13 protein-coding genes and 3 pseudogenes are annotated in these 18,766 nt (G+C 71.0%); 7 read left to right on the top strand and 9 right to left on the bottom strand.

What is annotated here, in order from left to right:
• Positions 1 to 89: 89 nt before the first annotated feature.
• The 3 genes and pseudogenes from S1361_RS19515 to S1361_RS39260 form a co-directional block, all read left to right on the top strand.
• The gene (locus S1361_RS19515; protein ID WP_208033103.1) at positions 90 to 911 is read left to right on the top strand and encodes a YceI family protein; all 822 of its coding nucleotides are present in this window, start codon (positions 90 to 92) and stop codon (positions 909 to 911) included.
• A 66-nt stretch (positions 912 to 977) separates the two neighbouring features.
• Positions 978 to 1,448: a PPOX class F420-dependent oxidoreductase gene (locus tag S1361_RS19520; RefSeq protein WP_208033104.1), complete on the top strand. Its 471-nt coding sequence runs from the start codon at positions 978 to 980 to the stop codon at positions 1,446 to 1,448.
• An 87-nt stretch (positions 1,449 to 1,535) separates the two neighbouring features.
• Positions 1,536 to 1,643: pseudogene (locus S1361_RS39260) on the top strand (PPOX class F420-dependent oxidoreductase); the annotation flags it as partial.
• Here S1361_RS39260 and S1361_RS19525 read toward each other — a convergent pair.
• The 7 genes from S1361_RS19525 to S1361_RS19555 all read right to left on the bottom strand — a co-directional run bounded on the left by S1361_RS19525 (position 1,644) and on the right by S1361_RS19555 (position 10,981).
• Positions 1,644 to 2,402 carry a TetR/AcrR family transcriptional regulator gene (locus S1361_RS19525; protein ID WP_208033105.1) on the bottom strand — a complete coding sequence of 253 codons (759 nt, stop codon included), beginning with the start codon at positions 2,400 to 2,402 and terminating at the stop codon, positions 1,644 to 1,646. It lies immediately after the preceding pseudogene.
• Between the two features lie 109 nt (positions 2,403 to 2,511).
• Entirely contained in the window at positions 2,512 to 3,897 is a 1,386-nt protein-coding gene (locus S1361_RS19530; RefSeq protein ID WP_243769227.1) for an MFS transporter, read from the bottom strand.
• Positions 3,898 to 3,964: 67 nt separating this feature from the next.
• Positions 3,965 to 6,112 carry an ArnT family glycosyltransferase gene (locus tag S1361_RS19535; RefSeq protein WP_208033107.1) on the bottom strand — a complete coding sequence of 716 codons (2,148 nt, stop codon included), beginning with the start codon at positions 6,110 to 6,112 and terminating at the stop codon, positions 3,965 to 3,967.
• Positions 6,109 to 7,677, bottom strand: a complete 1,569-nt coding sequence (locus S1361_RS19540) for a bifunctional glycosyltransferase family 2/GtrA family protein (protein WP_208033108.1) — start codon at positions 7,675 to 7,677, stop codon at positions 6,109 to 6,111. Before S1361_RS19540 ends, S1361_RS19535 begins: the two co-directional genes overlap by 4 nt.
• 13 nt (positions 7,678 to 7,690) lie before the next feature.
• On the bottom strand, positions 7,691 to 9,274 hold the full coding sequence (locus S1361_RS19545) for a sensor histidine kinase (protein WP_208033109.1): 1,584 nt from the start codon (positions 9,272 to 9,274) through the stop codon (positions 7,691 to 7,693).
• Complete coding sequence (locus S1361_RS19550; protein ID WP_279577616.1) at positions 9,271 to 10,011, bottom strand: response regulator transcription factor; 741 nt, start codon at positions 10,009 to 10,011, stop codon at positions 9,271 to 9,273. Before S1361_RS19550 ends, S1361_RS19545 begins: the two co-directional genes overlap by 4 nt.
• Positions 10,012 to 10,105: 94 nt before the next feature.
• Entirely contained in the window at positions 10,106 to 10,981 is an 876-nt protein-coding gene (locus S1361_RS19555; RefSeq protein ID WP_208033110.1) for a DUF2797 domain-containing protein, read from the bottom strand.
• Positions 10,982 to 11,129: 148 nt separating this feature from the next.
• Between S1361_RS19555 and S1361_RS19560 the strand changes: the two genes are divergently transcribed.
• Positions 11,130 to 11,324: a hypothetical protein gene (locus S1361_RS19560; RefSeq protein WP_341829339.1), complete on the top strand. Its 195-nt coding sequence runs from the start codon at positions 11,130 to 11,132 to the stop codon at positions 11,322 to 11,324.
• 204 nt (positions 11,325 to 11,528) lie between these two features.
• Entirely contained in the window at positions 11,529 to 12,272 is a 744-nt protein-coding gene (locus S1361_RS19565) for an alpha/beta hydrolase family protein (protein ID WP_208033111.1), read from the top strand.
• A gap of 486 nt (positions 12,273 to 12,758) precedes the next feature.
• Here S1361_RS19565 and S1361_RS19570 read toward each other — a convergent pair whose 3' ends face one another.
• Positions 12,759 to 13,133, bottom strand: coding sequence for a hypothetical protein (locus S1361_RS19570; protein ID WP_208033112.1), 375 nt, complete (start codon positions 13,131 to 13,133; stop codon positions 12,759 to 12,761).
• Complete coding sequence (locus S1361_RS19575) at positions 13,130 to 17,317, bottom strand: CHAT domain-containing protein (protein ID WP_208033113.1); 4,188 nt, start codon at positions 17,315 to 17,317, stop codon at positions 13,130 to 13,132. The genes S1361_RS19570 and S1361_RS19575 overlap by 4 nt, the downstream gene beginning before the upstream one ends.
• 147 nt (positions 17,318 to 17,464) lie before the next feature.
• Between S1361_RS19575 and S1361_RS39265 the strand changes: the two are divergent.
• Positions 17,465 to 17,890 (top strand): annotated as a pseudogene (locus S1361_RS39265) (replication initiator); the annotation flags it as partial.
• Positions 17,887 to 18,712 (top strand): annotated as a pseudogene (locus S1361_RS40500) (tyrosine-type recombinase/integrase); the annotation flags it as partial. The pseudogenes S1361_RS39265 and S1361_RS40500, both read left to right, overlap by 4 nt.
• Positions 18,713 to 18,766: the final 54 nt, after the last annotated feature.

An 18,766-nucleotide genomic window follows, 5' to 3' on the forward strand; every position in this document is an offset into this window, starting at 1 on the left:
CCCGTGGCGGCGCGCCCTGAGCGGAGGGCGCGCCCGCCACGGGCCGGTCTCATACGACCGGTTTTTGGGCTTTTTCAGGGAGAAACGGGATGGGACTGACCGCGAGGATCCGTACGCGGGACGGATGGGCCGTGTCGCACGCGGTCGTCACGGTGACCGACATGACCGGCACGCAGGTGCTGCGGGCCGAGGCCGACGCCGAGGGAGCCGTACGGGACACCACCGAGCTGGCGCCGGGCGCGTACACCGTGATCGTGACCGCCGTCGGCTACGCGCCCGCCGCGTCCAGCGCGATCGTCACCGCGAGCGGCCGGGCCGAGGTCGGCACGGTGACGCTGGCCCGGCAGGGCGGCACCGAGCTGCCGCCGCCCGGCCCGTGGACCATCGACCCGGTGCACTCCTCCGTCGCCGCGGCCGCCCAACACCTCGGGATCTCCAGCGTGCACGGCCGGTTCACGCAGTTCGGCGGCACCATCGCGATCGCCCCCGACGACGTCACGAAGTCCCGGGTGGAGGCGGTGATCCGGGCGGCGTCCGTCGACACCGGCAACACCGTGCGCGACACGCATCTGAGGTCCGGGGACTTCCTCGACGTCGAACGGCACCCGGAGATCACCTACCGCTCGACGGGTCTGAGCCAGGCCGGCTCCGACCGCTGGACGGTCCACGGCGAACTGTCCCTGCACGGGGTCGTACGACCGGTGGACCTGGACCTCGCCTACCTCGGCACCGGCGCCGACCCGTGGGGCGGCACCCGCGCCGCGTTCCGGGCCACCGCCGAACTGCACCGCGAGGACTTCGCCATGCACTACAACCAGGTCCTCCAGGCGGGCATCGCCGCCATCGGCACCACGCTGAAGGTGGAGCTGGACATCCAGGCGGTCCAGGGCGACTCGCTGCCCCAGGCGTAGACCAGGTGTGGACATAGGCCCAGCAGGGTCAGCCACCGGGGCACCCACTGCCCCTAGGCTGCCCCCATGGCCCCGAACATCGCTACCAACACCCGTGTATCGCTGGACGAGCTGCTGGACTTCGTACGACCCCGCCACCGCGCCCTGCTGATCACCCGCCGGGCCGACGGCTCCCCGCAGGCCTCCCCGCTGACCTGCGGGGTGGACGACTCCGGACGGATCGTCGTCTCCACCTACCCGGAGCGGGCCAAGACCCGCAACGCCCAGCGCGATCCCCGGGTCAGCCTGGTCGTCCTGAGCGACGAGTGGAACGGCCCCTGGGTCCAGATCGACGGCACGGCCGAGGTCATCGACACCCCCGACTCCGTGGAACCGCTGGTCGAGTACTACCGCAACATCGCCGGCGAACACCCCGACTGGGACGAGTACAGGGCGGCGATGGTCAAGCAGGGCAAGTCCATCATCCGGGTGACCCCACACCGCTGGGGCCCGGTGGCCACGGGCGGCTTCCCGGCGCGGCTGGTCACCGACAACTGACCACCCCCACACCGAGCCGACGGACGGAGTCCGGCGCAGCGCCTCGAAGCCTGCGCAGCAGCGCGAGAGACGCAGACAAAAGGGGCCCGGGCGGCCATGGTCAAGCAGGGCAAGTCCATCAGAGGGGTGACCCCACACCGCTGGGGCCCGGTGGCCACGGGCGGCTTCCCGGCGCGGCTGGTGTCCGAGGGGTAGTCAGCCGCGGGCGACCATCGCCTCGATGCCGGCGATCAGCAGGTCCAGGGCGAACGCGAAGTCGCGGTCCAGCATCTCGTCCACCGTGTCACCGCCACGTGCCGCCATGAGGTCCTTGGACTCCTTCATCACGTCGGCGGTGCCGGGGACCTCGTCCACCATGGACATGGCCTGCTCGAAGTACTCCTCCGGGCTGAGTCCGGTGTCCGCGATCCGGGCGAAGAAGTGCCCCTCGATCGTGCCGAAGCCGTACACGAACTGGAAGACGGCCGAGATCGCCCCGGTCACCCCGTGCGCCGGCAGCCCCGCCCGGCGGACGACCCGCTGGACCACCCGGGAGAACGCGAGCGAGTTCGGGCCGATGTTCAGGTAGCGCCCGGCCAGCGGCGACAGCCAGGGGTGCCGGACCAGCAGCCCCCGGTACGCGGTGGCCAGCGCCCGCAGCTGCTCCCGCCAGTCCTCGTCCGCGGTGTCCGGGTCGGGCAGCCGCAGCTCGGCGTAGGTCGCGTCCAGGGCGAGTTCGAGCAGGTCGTCCTTGGTGTCGACGTACCAGTACAGGGACATCGCGGTGACGTTCAGCTCGGCCGCCAGCCGCCGCATGGAGAACTTGGCGAGTCCCTCGGCGTCCAGCAGCCGTACGGACGCCTCGGTGATCCGCTCCCGGTCCAGCCCGGAGGGCTGCCCGCTGCGCCCTGCGCGCCGGGTCCTGCCCTCCCGCCACACACTGTCCCGCGCCGACCGACCTGCCTGCTTCGTCACCGGCGGCCCTTCCTCGTTTGCGCTCACTGTCCCAACCTAGGGGCGCGGGGAACCACGTGACCAGCCACAACGCGCCCGCAGTCGCCTGACTACCCCATCCCCCGAGCGGCTAGGCGGACACCCGCTCCGCCCGCCGAAGCAGTCCGGCGGCCAGGAACCCTCCGCCGAGCACCGCGACGGCCCCCACCAACTGACCCGCGCCCAGCGCGGCGGACAACGGTTCCCCCGACGCCACCGAAGAGCTGAGCACAGCACCCAGCACGGCAACACCAAGCCCGTTCCCGAACTCGGCCAGCGTTCCGTTGATCCCGGCCCCGACCCCCGCCTTCTCCGGAGGGATCGCGCTCATGATGGCGTGCGCCATCGCCGGGTTCGCCACCGCGCACCCCGCGCCGATCAGCAGCAGCCCGAGCAGCGTCCCCGCATAACCCCCGTGGTCCACCTCGGCGATCGACACCAGGCCCCCGGCCATGCAGATCATGCCGAGCGCGATCGACGCCGGCGTGCCCAGCCGCGCCGACCACCTCGCCGACAGCCCGCTGAAGTTGAGCACCACCACCGTCAGCGCCAGCGGAGCGGTCCGCAGCCCGGCCTCCAGCGGGGCGTAACCGAGCACGAACTGCAGGTGCTGGGTGAGCAGGAACAGCGCACCGCCCATGCCGAACACGATCAGCACGGCCCCGGCGACCGCACCGGTGAACCGCCGGTCCCGGAAGAAGTGGATGTCGAGCATCGGCTCCTCGGCCCTGCTCTCCCACCAGGCGAAGGCACCCAGCACCGCCACCGCCCCGGCCGCCGTGAGCAGCACCCGCGCCGACGTCCAGCCGTGTCCCGGCCCGGAGATGACGGCGTAGACGAGCGCGGCCATGCCGACGGTGGACAGCAGCGCGCCGGGCAGGTCCGGGCGGTCACCGCGCGGGTTCTTCGACTCGGGGACGAGGGCCACCACCGCGACCAGGCCCAGCGCCGCGACCGGCAGGTTGATCAGGAAGATCGCGCCCCACCAGAAGTGGTCGAGCACGAAACCGCCGATCAGCGGGCCGCCGGCGAAGCCCAGCGCGTTGACCGCGCTCCAGATGCCGATCGCCTTCGGCTGCTCCTCAGGGGAGAAGATCTGCATCGCCACGGCCAGCGTGGTGGTCATCAGCAGCGCGCCGCCGACGCCCATGCCGGCCCGCGCGGCGATCAGCTGGGAGTTGCTGCCGGCGAGTCCGGCCACGAGCGAGCCGACGCCGAACAGGGCGAGCCCGGCGATCAGCATCTTCTTGCGGCCGTAGCGGTCGGCGGCGCTGCCCGCGGTGAGCAGCAGGCCGGACTGCACCAGGGAGTACGCGTTGATCATCCACTGGATGTCGGAGGTCTTCGCGTGCAGCTCGCGGGTGAGCGAGGGGATGGCCACGTTCAGGACGGTGTTGTCGAGCAGCACGGTGAGCTGCGCGAGACAGATGACGCCGAGGATCAGCCAGCGCTGGGGATGGCCTTGGGATGAGGACATGCCGTACACCGTATAGCCGCTGCTATACGGTGTACAACGCGTTTTCCGGTCGGTCGGTCCCCCGCCCTCAGTCGGTCGCCTTCCGGGTGAGGTCGTAGAACGTGGCCGAGCCCACCGTCACCTTCTCGAAGGTGCTCTGGACCCAGGAGCTGATCCGGGAGGCGGTACCGCTGCTGCCGCCGCCGCCCATGCGGCCGCCGGCGATGAAGTAGTGGATCTTCCCTTCCTCGACGTACTTCCTGAACTGCGCCAGGGTCGGGGAGGGATCGGTGCCGTTGAAGCCGCCGATCGCCATGACCGGGTCGCCGGTGGCGAGCTGGTAGCCGGCCGCGTTCTGGGAGCCGACGGAGGCGGCGACCCAGGTGTACTTCCCGGCGTCCTTCTCCAGCAGCTCCTTGGCCTCGGACGTCACCCTGGCGCCGTTCAGCAGGCCGCCGACGCCACCGGCGCGACCGCCCTCGCCCATCCGGCCGCCACCCGGGAGACCGAAGCCGTTGCCGGTGCCGTTCTGCGGGCCCTGCCGACCCGGCATGCCGCCACCGGGCAGCCCGCCGCCCGGGACACCGTTGCCCTGCTGGTTCGGCTGTCCCTGCGGGCCGTTCTGCCCGCCCGGCATGCCGCCGCCGAAGCCGCCCCGCACACCGCCACCGGGGCCGCCACCGGGGCCGCCGCCCCGGCCGCCCCTCACACTGGCGCCCGCCGGACCGGCCGTGACGATGGAACCGGTGTGGCCCTCCTGGAGCGTGCTCAGGGTGTACGCCGTCGGTCCGGCCAGCGCGGCCACGAGGCCCACCGCCGCCGCCCCGAGGGCGAGCCGCCGGGGGGCACGGCCCGCGAAGACCAGGCCGAGCGCCGCGGCCAGCCCGCCGATCAGGACCGGCCACTTCAGCCAGGGCAGATAGTCGGGGGTGCGGGTGAGCAGGACGTACCCCCAGGCGGCCGCCGCGACCACGGACGCGGCGAGCGTGATCGACGCCCACAGCTCACGCCGCCGCTCCCACAGCAGCCCGGCACCCATGCCGACGACGGCCGCGAGGTAGGGGGCGAGGGCCACGGTGTAGTACTGGTGGAAGATGCCCGCCATGTAGCTGAAGACCACCGTGGTCGTCAGCAGCGAGCCGCCCCAGACCAGGAACGAGGCGCGGGTCACGGACGTCCTGGGCAGCCTGCGCGTGGCCACCAGGCCGGCGGCGAGCAGGACCAGCGCCGCCGGCAGCAGCCAGGAGATCTGGCCGCCGACCTCGGAGCCGAACATCCGGTCCCAGCCGGTCTCCCCCCACATGCCGGTGCCGCCACCGCCGCCACCGCCGCCCACGCTGCCGGTCTCCTCGCCGTTGAGCCGGCCGAGACCGTTGTAGCCGAAGGTCAGCTCCAGGAAGCTGTTGTTCTGCGAGCCGCCGATGTACGGCCGCGACGAGACCGGCCACAGCTCGACCACCGCGACCCACCAGCCGCCGGAGACGACCAGCGCGAGCGTCGCCGCGGCCAGCTGCCCGAACCGCTTCCTCAACGACACCGGCGCGCAGACCGCGTACACGAGCGCCAGCGCCGGCAGGATCAGGAACGCCTGGAGCGTCTTGGCGAGGAACGCGAAACCGATCGCGATCCCGGCCCACACCAGCCACTTGGTACGGCCGTCCTCCACGGCCCGGACGACGAGGTAGCAGGCCACGGACATCAGCAGGGCCAGCAGCGCGTCCGGGTTGTTGAACCGGAACATCAGCGCCGCGACGGGGGTGAGCGCGAGCACCGCACCCGCGATCAGACCGGCCGCGGGGCCGAACCGGCGGCGCACGGCCGCGTGGACGACCGCGACCGTCGCCACACCCATCAGCACCTCGGGCACGAGGATCGCCCACGAGTGGAGGCCGAAGAGGCGCACCGACAGCGCCATCGGCCACAGCGCGGCCGGCGGCTTGTCGACGGTGATGGCGTTGCCCGCGTCCAGCGAGCCGAAGAAGAACGCCTTCCAGGACGTACTGCCCGCCTGGACGGCCGCAGAGTAGAAGGAGTTGGCGTAGCCGGAGGCGCTCAGGTCGTACAGGTACAGCAGCAGGGTGGCGGCCAGCAGGCCGAGCAGGGCCGGGCGGGCCCAGCGGGGGTCCTCGGGCCGGCCGCGCCACACTCCGCGCAGGAACGGCTGCTCGGGCGCACCGGCCGCGGAGGCCTGCGGGGGCGTGGCCGGGGGCGGTCCCCAGACGGTCGTACCGGTCATCGGGCATCCTCCGGGTCGGTGTCGTGAGCGCGCACCGGCTGCAGCCGCATGGTGGCGTCGGGGGTGTCCCAGCTGTCGTCCGCGGCGTCACCGGCGCGGAACCGGGTGGTCCGGTGCGGCTGTTCGTACGGCGGCGCGAACGTCTGCTGCGGGTGCGTCTGCTGCGGGTGCGTCTGCTGCTGGTACGTCTGCTGCCGGTGCATCTGCTGCCGGTGCGTCTGCTGGTACGGCACCGGGCGGTGCGGCAGCGGTGCGTGCGGGGCCGGGGTGCGGTGGGCCGGCGCGGGCGGGGCGTGCGGGGCGGCCGCTGCGGACGGCTCGGACTCGCTCCGGTCCGGGAAGACCCAGGCGCGGAAGAGCAGGAAGCGCAGCACGGTCGCCGCCAGGTTGGCCGCGATCAGCACCGCCAGCTCGGTCGAGTGCGCGGGGCTGCCGCCCGCCGCGTCGAGGGCGGCGAGCGAGCCGCTGGTCAGGGCGAGGCCGATACCGAAGACGACCAGGCCCTGCGCCTGGTGCCGGACCACACCGCTCCGGCCGCGCACGCCGAAGGTGAGCCGGCGGTTGGCGGCCGTGTTGGCTATCGCGGAGACCAGCAGCGCGAGCGCGTTGGCGGGCTGCGCGCCGGCGAACTGCCGGAACACGCTGTACAGCAGCAGGTAGAAGAGGGTGGACAGGACGCCGACCACGCAGAAGCCGACCAGCTGGCGGGCGAGGCCCCCCGGCACGTCGGCCAGGTCGCGGTCGCGCGGGTCGTCACCGAAGGGCCGGGTCAGCCGGTCCAGCGGCAGCGAACCGGTGGCCAGGGCCTTGCCGACCCGCCACACGCCCTTGAGGTCGTCGGTGGCCGTCTTCACGATGTGCACGGTGGAGTCCGGGTCGTCGACCCAGTCGACCGGCACCTCGTGGATCCGCAGGCCCGCCCGTTCGGCAAGCACCAGCATCTCGGTGTCGAAGAACCAGCCGGTGTCCTCCACCAGCGGCAGCAGCACCTGTGCCACATCGCGCCGGATCGCCTTGAAGCCGCACTGCGCGTCCGAGAAGCGGGCCTGGAGCGAACCGCGCAGGATCAGGTTGTAGGCCCGGCTGATGAACTCCCGCTTGGGGCCGCGCACGACCCGGGAGGTGCGGGCGAGCCGGGAGCCGATCGCCAGGTCGGAGTGGCCGGAGATCAGCGGCGCCACCAGCGGCAGCAGGGCGTTGAGGTCGGTGGACAGGTCGACGTCCATGTAGGCGAGGATCGGGGCGTCCGACGCCGACCACACGGTCCGCAGCGCCCGCCCCCGCCCCTTCTGCTCCAGGCGGAAGGTGCCGACCTCCGGGATCTCCGCCTCCAGCCGCGCCGCCACCAGCGGGGTGGTGTCCGTGGAGGCGTTGTCGGCGATCGTGATGCGGAACGCGTACGGGAAGGTGCGCACGAGGTGCTCGTGCAGTCTGCGGACGCACGGCTGGAGGTCCTTCTCCTCGTTGTAGACGGGGATCACTACGTCCAGGACAGGCGTTCCGGCGGCTGTGGCCGGGAGGTGCTCCCGCGCCGGCAGGGTGCCGGGAGAGGAATCGGTTCGCATGCACCGACTCTCGTCAGGCGCCCTGTCGCACCCATGTGGTGGCACTGTGCCGTGCCTGTGAGTCCGACTGCCAGCTCATCTCGGGCTCCGGGGCGAGCGCGGGGAGGTGCACGGTGAACACCGTGCGGCCGGGAACGCTGTCCACGGTCACGGCACCGCCGTGCGCGGCGGCCACGGCCTGCACGATGGCGAGCCCGAGCCCCGTGGATCCGGTGGCCCGGGACCGCGCCGAGTCGCCACGGGCGAACCGCTCGAAGACGTGCGGCAGCAGATCCGCCGGGATGCCCGGTCCGTTGTCCTCCACGTCCACGCACATCCAGGGCCCGCGCCGCTGCACGCGCGCGGTGACGGTCGTACCGGGCGGTGTGTGATTGCGGGCGTTGCCCAGCAGGTTGACCAGCACCTGTTGCAGCCGGGCCGCGTCCGCCGACACCGGCGCCGGCTCGTCGGGCAGGTCGAGCCGCCAGGTGTGGTCCATGCCGGCCGCGCGGGCGTCGCTGATGGTGTCGACGACCAGCGGGATGAGATCGGTCTGCTCGAACTGCAACGGCCGTCCGGCGTCGAGCCGGGCGAGCAGCAGCAGGTCCTCCACGAGGAGGGTCATCCGCCCGGCCTCGGACTCGATCCGCCCGAGGGCGTGCCGGGTGTCCGGTCCGACCTGCTCGCGCCCGCGCCGGGTCAGCTCGGCGTACCCGCGGATGGAGGCGAGGGGCGTGCGCAGCTCATGGCTGGCGTCGGCGACGAACTGCCGTACCCGGGTCTCGCTCTGCTGCCGGGCGTGCAGGGCGCCGTGCACATGGTCGAGCATGCGGTTGAGCGCGGCACCGACCTGTCCGACCTCGGTGTGCGGGTCGCACTCCGATTCCGGCACCCGCTCGCTGAGGTTCACCTCGCCGGTGTGCAGGGGGAGTTCGGAGACCCGGGTGGCGGTGGCGGCGACCTTGCGCAGGGGGCGGGTGGCGAGGCCGACCAGCACGTACCCGGCGATGCCGGCGGCGACGAGACCGGCGGTGGTGACGCTGACCTCGACGAGGATCAGGGTGTTGATCGTGTTGCCGACCGTCTCGGTCGGCAGGGCGACGTAGTAGGCGCCCTCGGCTCCGGTGACGAACCGCACGAGGTACTCGCCCAGGCCCGGGACGTCGACGGTGTGCGTGCCCATGGTGGGCACCTTGTTCAGGGCGGCCTTCTGCTCGTCGCTGAGGGCGACGGCGTCGTTCCGCTGCAAGGGGCCGTTGTCGGTGGAGGCCTGTCTGGCGATGACCGCCCGGGTGACCGTGCCGTCGGTGCCGACCTCGGCGGCGATGGTCTTCGGCTGCGTCGGCCCCTTGACGAAGCCCGTGAGCCGGTCCGGCGGCCCGGCGTTGTCCATGCCGCCGGGCTTCATGCGTCCCGACAGGCGCTTGCCGGCCTCCCCGACCTGCCCGTCCAGCTGCTCGTACAGATGCGAGCGCAGCGCCAGCGTGGTGACCGTGCCGATCACGGCACACACCACGGCGATCAGCGTCACGGACGCGACGACGAGCCGGGTCCGCAGGGTGCGCGGCTGTCCTGCTCGTCGCCTCTTCTGCGGACGCGGCCGTCGTCGCCCGCTCATGACACCGCGGGCTTGATCAGGTAACCGGCCCCCCGCCGGGTGTGGATCATCGGCTCGCGTCCGGCGTCGATCTTCCGCCGCAGATAGGAGATGTACAGCTCGACCACGTTGGCCTGTCCGCCGAAGTCGTACGACCAGACCCGGTCCAGGATCTGCGCCTTGCTGAGCACCCGGCGCGGGTTGCGCATCAGGAAGCGCAGCAGCTCGAACTCGGTCGCGGTGAGGTGGATGGACTCCCCGGCCCGCGACACCTCGTGGCTGTCCTCGTCCAGGGTCAGGTCCCCGACGACGAGCAGGGAGTCCGACCGCCGGTCGGCCGCCCCGGACCGCCGGATCAGCCCGCGCAGCCGCGCGACGACCTCCTCCAGGCTGAACGGCTTGGTGACGTAGTCGTCGCCGCCTGCGGTGAGCCCGGCGATACGGTCCTCCAGCGCGTCCTTGGCGGTGAGGAACAGCACCGGCACGTCCGGCAGTTCGCGCCGCAGCCGCCCGAGGACGGCGAGCCCGTCCATGTCGGGCAGCATCATGTCGAGCACGACGGCGTCGGGCCGGAACTCGCGGGCCGCCTGGACGGCCCCCTGTCCGTCCCCCGCGCTCCTGATCTGCCAGCCCTCGTAGCGAAGAGCCATGCTCAGCAGTTCGGTGATCGACAGTTCGTCGTCCACCACAAGCACTCGGACGGGGCTCCCGTCCGGCCTCAGCAGTTCGGTGCGCCCCTGGGGCGAGGTCGTGGTCATGGTGGACACCCTGTCGGCGCCCTCTGAGAACACGCTTTCACGAATCTGTGAATTCCCTGAGAAACACACAGGCGCCTCCCAGGGAACCCCCGGCTCAGAACAGGCCGTCCGGCTCCCGCCTGAACTCCCTTACGGGAAAGCCGCATCCGGGGTCCGCAGGCCCCGGCGGCACCAGCTCCCAGCCGGCCATCAGCCGGGTGTCCAGGACGACGACCCCGCGACCGCCGACCGCCAGATGCAGATCGGGCCCGGCCGCCGCGACCAGTTCCCCTCCGACGCCTCCGCCCGGCACGAGCTCCACGACCTCACCGAACGCCTCCGGCCCGCCGCCGATCCCGAACACCCCGGCGTGATCCACGACTTCACAGGGCTCCGGCCGCAGGGACTCCGGCCACCCGGACAGCGCGACGGCCCGCGCGTGCAGCTCCCGCACCTCGGCAGCCCGCTCCTGCTCCGTCGCCGGCAGGGCGGCCCGCACCGCCCGCTTCTCGGCGTACGGAATCCGGTCCGGCACCCGCAACGCGGCCCGCAGCAGTTCCTCGGTGCGCCGCGCGGCCATCAGCGGGCCGGTGCCCAGCCAGCTGAAACACACGGCCCCCTGCTCCAGCAGCCGCGCCGGACCCCGCTCGACGGCGGTGATGCCGACCTTCACCATGCCCGGCCCGAACCACGCCAGGTACACGCGGTACGGCCGGGGATCGTCGGCGATCGTGTCGGCTGCCACGGAGTGCGCCCGGTCCAGCCGCGCGCACTCCTCGCACCGGGCCCCCGTACTCCGCCCCGGCACGGCCGCCCCCACCGCGCAGGCGTGCCCCCGCGCCCCCACACACCTGCGCACAGCCCCCTCCGGCACGGCGAAGGCGACCCGCTTCCCCCGGGGCAGCGGGCTACGCCGCCCGCCGTCCCACTCCAACGCCGGACCACCGTCCGCCGGCCAGCGGAGCCCCGTGCATTTCCAGACCTGTGCCATCACTCGTGAGGGTAGGGGATGGGTCTGACAACGGACGGCTAGCGGCGGAGAGGGGTACGGTGGCCGAAGGCCCGAAGCCGCAACCTCGTTTTGCGACTTCGGGCCCTTCGGCGAGTGCTCGGCTACGGCAGCACGTCGCAGGGTCCGCGTGGCCGCCGTACCGGACGCCGTCACCCGGGTCGAGGCGGTGTACGCGGGCCACTACAAGCGCCTGACGGCCCTCTTCTCCGACTACTCGCCGGAGGAACTGGCCCTCATCACCGAGTGGTTCACCCGTGCCACGGGCCTGGCCCACGAATACCTGGAGAAGCTGAACCGCAACGACCCGGACGAGGAGTGCTGACCTCGCGATCACCGGCAGGAGAAAGGGTTGGCCGGGCTGATGATCACGCTGGTAGCTTGCAGTCGCTCGTGACCCCGCCGAAGGAGGTGAGACCCGTGAACGCTGTATCGACGTGGGTGCTCCCCCTTCCCGTCACGGCCGGCGACTGACCTGGGTGTCGCCGGGAGCGCCTCGACAACAAGGCACTCCCGAAGGGCAACACCCATGCACCCTCTGCGATTCACCGCCGAGTCCTCGTCGAACGGAATGCTCGAACGCGACTTCACCGTGGGCGACGTACCCGGAGTTCTCTGGTCACCGGCGTCCGGCGCCGTTCGCGCGCCCCTGGTCCTGATGGGCCACGGCGGCGGCAACCACAAGAAGTCACCGGCGATGGCCGGCCGCGCCCGTCTCCTCGTGACCGGCTGCGGCTTCCACGTCGCCGTCATCGACGCGCCCGGTCACGGCGACCGCCCCCGCACCCCCCACGACGATCAGGAGATCGCCGTGATGCAGCGGGCGATGGCGGCGGGCGAGCCGGTCGGCCCGATCATCGTCCGCTACAACGCCCACCTGGCTGAGCGTGCCGTGCCCGAGTGGCAGGCGACGCTGGACGCCCTCCAGAGGCTTCCGGAGATCGGCGCCGACGGGCCGGTCGGTTACTGGGGCCTCAACATGGGCACCGCGATCGGCGTACCGCTCGTGGCGGTCGAGCCCAGGATCACTGCCGCGGTCTTCGGCCAGCACTGGCCCGACGTCCTGGCCGAGCAGGCGAAGCTGATCACCATCCCGATCGAGTTCGACATGCAGTGGGACGACGAGCACATCCCCCGCGAGGCCGGACTCGCACTGTTCGACGCCTTCGCCTCGAAGGAGAAGACGCTGCACGCCAACGGGGGCAGGCACAAGGAACTCCCGAGATTCGCGGCCACCAGCGCGACCCGCTTCTTCACCCGCCACCTGAACTGACCCCGACCCGCCGCCCGGCCGCAACTCCCTGCCGCCGTCCGGTTGTCAGTCCCCCCTGTTAGCTTGCCTGGCGGAAAGAGACCGGTCAGAGAACCTTCGAGGTCCGCGGTCAAGGGGGGTGGGCACAAAGGTCCCCGGGAGCCACCTCGGGACTATGTTGCAGGCCGCAGACCCCACCCCCCTCACCACCTGGCCAACACGCTTTCCATCTGTGAACGGCCCTGTACGGGGTTGAACGAGACGGGAACTGAGGCGGCCGGGCCGGTGACTGAGCCGTCTCGTGAGCTGCGTGACCTTCTGATCCGTAGGATCGTGCTGGCCATTGCGACGGCTCCGCCTTCCTTTTCTCTGAGGGCTAATGGTCGTGATGAACGGTCTTAGTGTGCCGCCGTTGCCGTCAGGGTTGCCGTCAGCGCTGAAAGGTGCCACGGGCGCTTGCGACTCGATGCGGGTCGGATCCGGACCGGCGGGCGGTGCTCTCCGGGGTCAGGTTGCTGAAGGCTCGTCGGCGATGAGGTCCAGAAGCTGGTCGGGGGTGAGAGTGGCAAGATCGACGGAGCGGTTTTCGAGTACGAGCCGTGCCGCCACCTGCTGAGCCTCGAGCTGTCGGGCGCGCTCGATGAGCTCGCCGGCGCGCCGCCGTTTGTGGATACGGTCGGCGATGTCCGCGACCGCGAGCATGGCCGATGGAATGGACACGATCAGGGATGCCACTGCGACGGGATCGACGCCCTTGGCGTCCGGATCGTTCGCCGGTTCCGCTGTCGGAGCTGGTTCGGGAGGATAGCCCCAGCTCGAGGTCAACGCGGTGACGCTCTTCCCGGCGGCTTCGACGTCCGCTCCGACAAACTCGATGATCATGGTTCCTCGTTTCCGTCGCCAGTGGCCTTCAGTAGCTCATCAAGCTCGTCAACAGTGTTCGCGAAACCGATCTTGGCGGCAGCGGCTCGGCTCGTCTGCAACACCTGTCGGGCATGCCCGCGTTCACCCGCGGCCAGCAGAAGTTGCCCCAACGTAGCCCCGACGACCGCGATGCCGTCCGGCCGTTGAAGCTTCAGAAGGAGCTGAAACGAGGTGACCAGCCTCGGCACCGCCGCATCGAAGTCCTGACGACTCAGATCGATTCGCGCAAGGTCCCAGTTGGCTGCTGCAATGCCGTCCATGTCGCCGAGCTGCTCATTGACTTCCAAGCGCTTGAGCTGCAGTGCAAGGGCCTCATCGACCTCGCCCCGCTGGTCGAGGATGTCGGCGATCTGGCCCCAGGTGACCGCAACCGAGCGGGTGTCACCGATCCGCTCGTACACCGGCAGGGTGACCTCGCGGCGAATCCGCAAAGCCTCATCGACCTCGCCCCGCTGCTCGAGGATGTCGGCAATCTTTCCCCAGGTGACCGCGGCCTCGCGGGTGTCACCGATCCGCCCGAACGCCGGCAGGGCGACCTCCCGGCGGATCCGCAAAGCCTCATCGACCTCGCCCCGCTGCTCGAGGATGTCGGCAATCTTTCCCCAGGTGACCGCGACAGAGCGGGTGTCACCGATCCGCTCGAACGCCGGCAGGGTGACCTCGCGGTGGATCCGCAAAGCCTCATCGACCTCGCCCCGCTGCTCGAGGATGTCGGCAATCTTTCCCCAGGTGACCGCGGCCTCGCGGGTGTCACCGATCCGCCCGAACGCCGGCAGGGTGACCTCGCGGTGGATCCGCAAAGCCTCATCGACCTCGCCCCGGTGCCGGAGGATGTCGGCAATCTTTCCCCAGGTGACCGCGGCCTCGCGGGTGTCACCGATCCGCCCGAACGCCGGCAGGGTGACCTCGCGGTGGATCCGCAAAGCCTCATCGACCTCGCCCCGCTGCCGGAGAAGGTCGGCAATCTTTCCCCAGGTGACCGCGACAGAGCGGGTGTCACCGATCCGCTCGTACACCGGCAGGGTGACCTCGCGGCGAATCCGCAAAGCCTCGTCGACCTCGCCCCGCTGCTCGAGGATATCGGCGATCTGGCCCCAGGTGACCGCGATCGAGCGGGTGTCGTCGATCCGCTCGTACACCGGCAGCTCGATCTCGCGGTGGATCCGCAAAGCCTCGTCGACCTCGCCCCGCTGCTCGAGAATGTCGGCGATCTGGCCCCAGGTGACCGCGATCGAGCGGGTGTCGTCGATCCGCTCGTACACCGGCAGGGCGACCTCGCGGTGGATCCGCAAAGCCTCATCGACCTCGCCCCGCTGCTGGATGATGTCGGCGATCTTTCCCCAGGTGACCGCGACCGAGCGGGTGTCACCGGTGTCGGTGAACAGTTGGCGGGCCTGGTGGAGCAGGTCCTCGGCCTGGTCGACCTCGCCGCGGGTGATCAGGCGGTTGGCGTGGTCGTAGAGGAGTGTGGCGTGATCGGCTGGGTTGGTTTGCCGGTCGCTGGTTCGGGTCTGCTGGATGGCGCGGTGGAGCAGGGTGTCGGCGTGGTCGCCGTCGCCGCTGGTGACGGCCGCGTCGGCGACGGCCCGTAGCAGGGTGACGGAAACCTCGTGGTTGTGGCGGTCGAGGAGGGTGATCGCCTGGTGGCCGAGCTCGGCGGCGGCGGAGGCAGGGCCTTGCCGCAGGGCGGACACGGCCGCGATGGCGCAGTCGGCGGTGATGGTCGGGTTGTCGGCGGCCAGGGCCAGTTGGGTCAGCTGCAGGTCCAGGTCGCTGCCGCGGGCGGGTCGGGGTGTGGCACCACCCCACTGGGCGTACAGCGGTCCGGCGGCCATGGTGGCGAGGGCGGCCCGCTCATCGGGGGTGAGCGGGGCCAGGCGTCCGGCCGCGAGGGCGTTGACGGCAAAGGCCGGCAATTCGGGTCGGTGCTGGTCGGGAAAGGTGTCAAGGAGCCCCAGGCCGCACAAGCGGGACGCGGATCCGCCGACAGCGGCGGCGAGGACGTCGATGACGGGTTTCGGGGCCGGGACGGTGAACAGGGTGCAGGCCCGCAACAGGTCGCGGTGGGCGGGCCCTGCCTGGTCGAGGAGGGTGTCGAGAGCCAGGTTCTCCAGGAACGCGCCGATGTCGGAGTTGTCGGCTGGGAGGTCGCCCTGGTGAAGGTAGGCCTCCATGCCGGCGACGGCGGCCTCGGCGCGGGCCTGGTCGACCTGACTGCTGTAGACCAGGCGCAGCCCGATGAGGTCCTGCAGTCCGGGGTTGCCGCAACTGACGTCCAGGGCCCGCTGGGCCAGGTCCGCGCGCTGGGTCCGGTACCCGGCCGGGGCGAGATCCTGCTGACGGCGTTGGAGCTTGCGCTGGGCCGTCGGCGACAGGGGCTGCAACTGGACCGGTTCCAGCCGGGCCTCCAACCCGCCGAGAGTGAACGTGTAGCGGCTGGTGACCAGCAGTCGGCTGTCGGTGATCGCCGGGTCGAACGCGGAGAGCACGTCGGCGAGCACGGTGGCGTGCCCGGGGTCGACCCGGTGCGGGCCGTTGGGGTGGGCGGTCAGGATCTGTTCGAGATCGTCGATGATCAGCAGGAGGGGTTTGCGAACGTCGTCGAGTTCCTGGGCGCACGGTCCGGCCAGCAGATCGGTCAGTAGCGGTTTGAGACGGTCCGGCTGTTGGCGGACCTCGGCGCGCCGCTGCTCGATGAGGGTGCGGGCCTCGGGGTTGGAGGTGACGGCGTCACCGATGGCGTCGAGGACGGCCGTCGGGGTGTAGTCGCCGAACACGACCGCGACGGCCCGGTTGGGGTGACGGTCGGCGATCCGGGCGGCCAGGCTCGACTTGCCCAACCGGCCCTGTCCGTGGAGCAGGACCCCGGCCTTCTGCCCGCCGCGCAGGGCCCGCAGCGTGTGCTGCATTTCCGGGCGGCGGCCGACGAACATTTCCGCGGCCGCGACCGGCAGCTGATGCTTGCGGTCCAGGAACGTCTTGGTCACATGGTGCGGGGGCACCATCTGGCGTTTGCGGTTTCCCGCGACCAGCGGACCGCCACCAGCCGGCCCCAGCCACAGCCGCGCCAGGTGCCATTCGGCGCGCTGGCGCTCATCGGAACAGGTCAGCAAGTGGCGGCGGGCCTCGGCGACGGCCTCGGCCACGTCGGCACGGCGGCTGAGCTGCCGGTACAGGCGTTCGGCGAAACGAGTGGCGGCCCGGTCGCTGACCGATCCGTCCCAGCCGATGACCGCAGGTATTCCGGCGGCCACCAGCCCGGTGGCCATCGAGTGCGCCACCGGCACGCCTGGCTCGGCCATCTGACCGCTACGGTGGCCGGCGCCGGCGGGAACGTGCCCGGCCACGTCGGCACCGGTGGCGGTCAGGCAAGCCGACACGAACGCCAGCCGCGGCCGAGGAGTCAACAGGCCCACCAGCGCGTCCGCGCTCGTCGGACACCCGTCACCGAGATCGTCTTCCATCAGCAGGACCGGGGTGGCGGGCCCGTCGGGCCCCGGCCGCCAGTTGTGCAGCCCGTGACACGACAGATGAACCACCGGCATCCCGCCGAGCTCGGACAGACGCAGGCCAAGGTGCTCGGGATTGCCGGAGTCCTCGACAACGAGATCAAGGCTCGTCTCCCCGACGGCGTTGAGGATGGCCATCTCCTCGGCCTCGAAGTCCAGCTCGTGCTGGCCCCGGGGGGCCGAGGCCATGAACGCCACCCCGAGCCGGTACCCGTCCAGGGCCTGCGCCGGGCTCGGGTGACCGAGCCGACGCGCCACGGCGAACAGCTTCGGCGCCTCGGCGAGGAACCCGCCCTCGGGAGCGGCAAGCAGCTCGTACGGGGCCCGCAGCAGCGCCCACGCCGCTGCGGACGGTCTCGCCGGCGCTCGTACCTCGAACACCAGCGGCGCCGACGCCTCATCGAGCAGGCGCGTCAACTGGCCGAGGTCGCCGTCGAGCCACCGATACAACTCGCGTCCCACCGCGAGCAGCGCCTGGTCCTTGGACCCGTTACGCACGGCGTCCACGTACTGGCCAGCGACGGCATTGAGCAGATCGACGTCAGAGGTCTGCAACATCCGACGGGGACCGATCCGCTGGCCATCAACGACCAGCTCAAACCCGTTGGCGTCCACAGCCAGCCCGGTAACCATGCGTCATATTAACGTTGCTGACCGCCACCACTCCAGGGCCCGTACGGTGGCACAGGCATCCGATTGTGCCGATGATGCCGGGGTGGTCGGCGCGCTCGAACGCGGGTGCGGCTGTAACTCATGCGGTGTACCTATTGAATTGGAGAAAAAGGCGCAGAGACCGCGACGGGCGCCCTCGACCGGCCGCTGAAGTCCGCCGCCGAACTCGCCCAACTCGATATCAGCGACCACGCCCACCGCCTCATCCGAACCGCCTGGCCCCTCGGCACCCGCAAAGACCTGGAACACCTCCGCCTGCGCGCGTGGGCCCACATGCTCGGCTTTCGCGGCCACTTGCTCACCAAGTCGCGCCGCTACTCCACCACCCTCGGCGCCCTCCGCGACGCCCGCGCCGAATGGCGCCGAGCACAAGCAACAGCGGCCAACGGCCGGGAACGCGAGACGGCTTACCTCCTCGCCCACTGGATCTTCGTCGGCACCGGCTTGTCGGACGCCAGAGATGCTCGGCTTCGGTCTCTCCAAGACGAAGGCGCTCATCCTCAGCGGGAGATCCGGTCCGATCGGCCGGAATGAGTGGGAAGTGCGCAAACGGCGAGGGGTCCATCTACCGGTCCAAGAACGGCTTCGCGGCCTACGCCTGGATCACGACCCCGGAGGGCGACAAGCGGAAGTACGTGTACGGCAAGACACGCGAGGAGACCCACGAAAAGTGGATCAAGCTCCACAGTGAAGCCGGCATGGGCCCGGTGCAGACCCGGCACCGTACGGTGCAGGCGTTCCTCGCCTACTGGCTTGAGCCGATCGTGAAGCCGGACCTCGCCCCGCTGTCGTACGTGTCGTACGAGGGCTCGGTGCGGCTCTACATCAACCCGCACCTCGGCGGGAAGCGGCTCGACAAGCTGACCGGACGGGACGTCCCGTCGGGACCGGGTAGGCCTCACAGCACTCCCCGACGGCACAGCACCGCTGCCGTGCCTTGGCCCGCTGTCGTCCAGCCGCCCGAGATGCTCTGCGCGCCGCGCTCACCCACGCCGTGACCGAGGGGAAGATCAGCAAGAACGTGGCCTCCCTGGTCAAGGTGCCCAAGCCTCGGCGGCGCAGGATCAAGCCCTGATCCGTGGTGGAAGCCGGGCGCTTCCTCGCCGATTCCCTCGCTCGCGAAGATCCGCTCTTCGCAGCCTGGGGACTGGTCCTCTGCCTTGGCCTGCGACGCGGTGAGGTTCTGGGGCTGACCTGGAAGTCGAGCTGCTTCGAGACGTGTGAACTGTACGTAGATCAACGGCTTCCTTACCACTCCCCGAGTTCTGCCTTCGGGCGTTCCGGATGCGGCGTGCCCAGCAGACCGGGGACCGGAAGGCGGCCGGTGAGCTGTGGCAGGACACGCGTGGGCTGATCAGATCGCCATGACGATGGAGGTCTACGCCGAAACCAGCGCTGATCCAGACCCCG

This window comes from Streptomyces cyanogenus, assembly GCF_017526105.1.
In the GTDB taxonomy this organism is placed as follows: Bacteria; Actinomycetota; Actinomycetes; order Streptomycetales; family Streptomycetaceae; genus Streptomyces; species Streptomyces cyanogenus.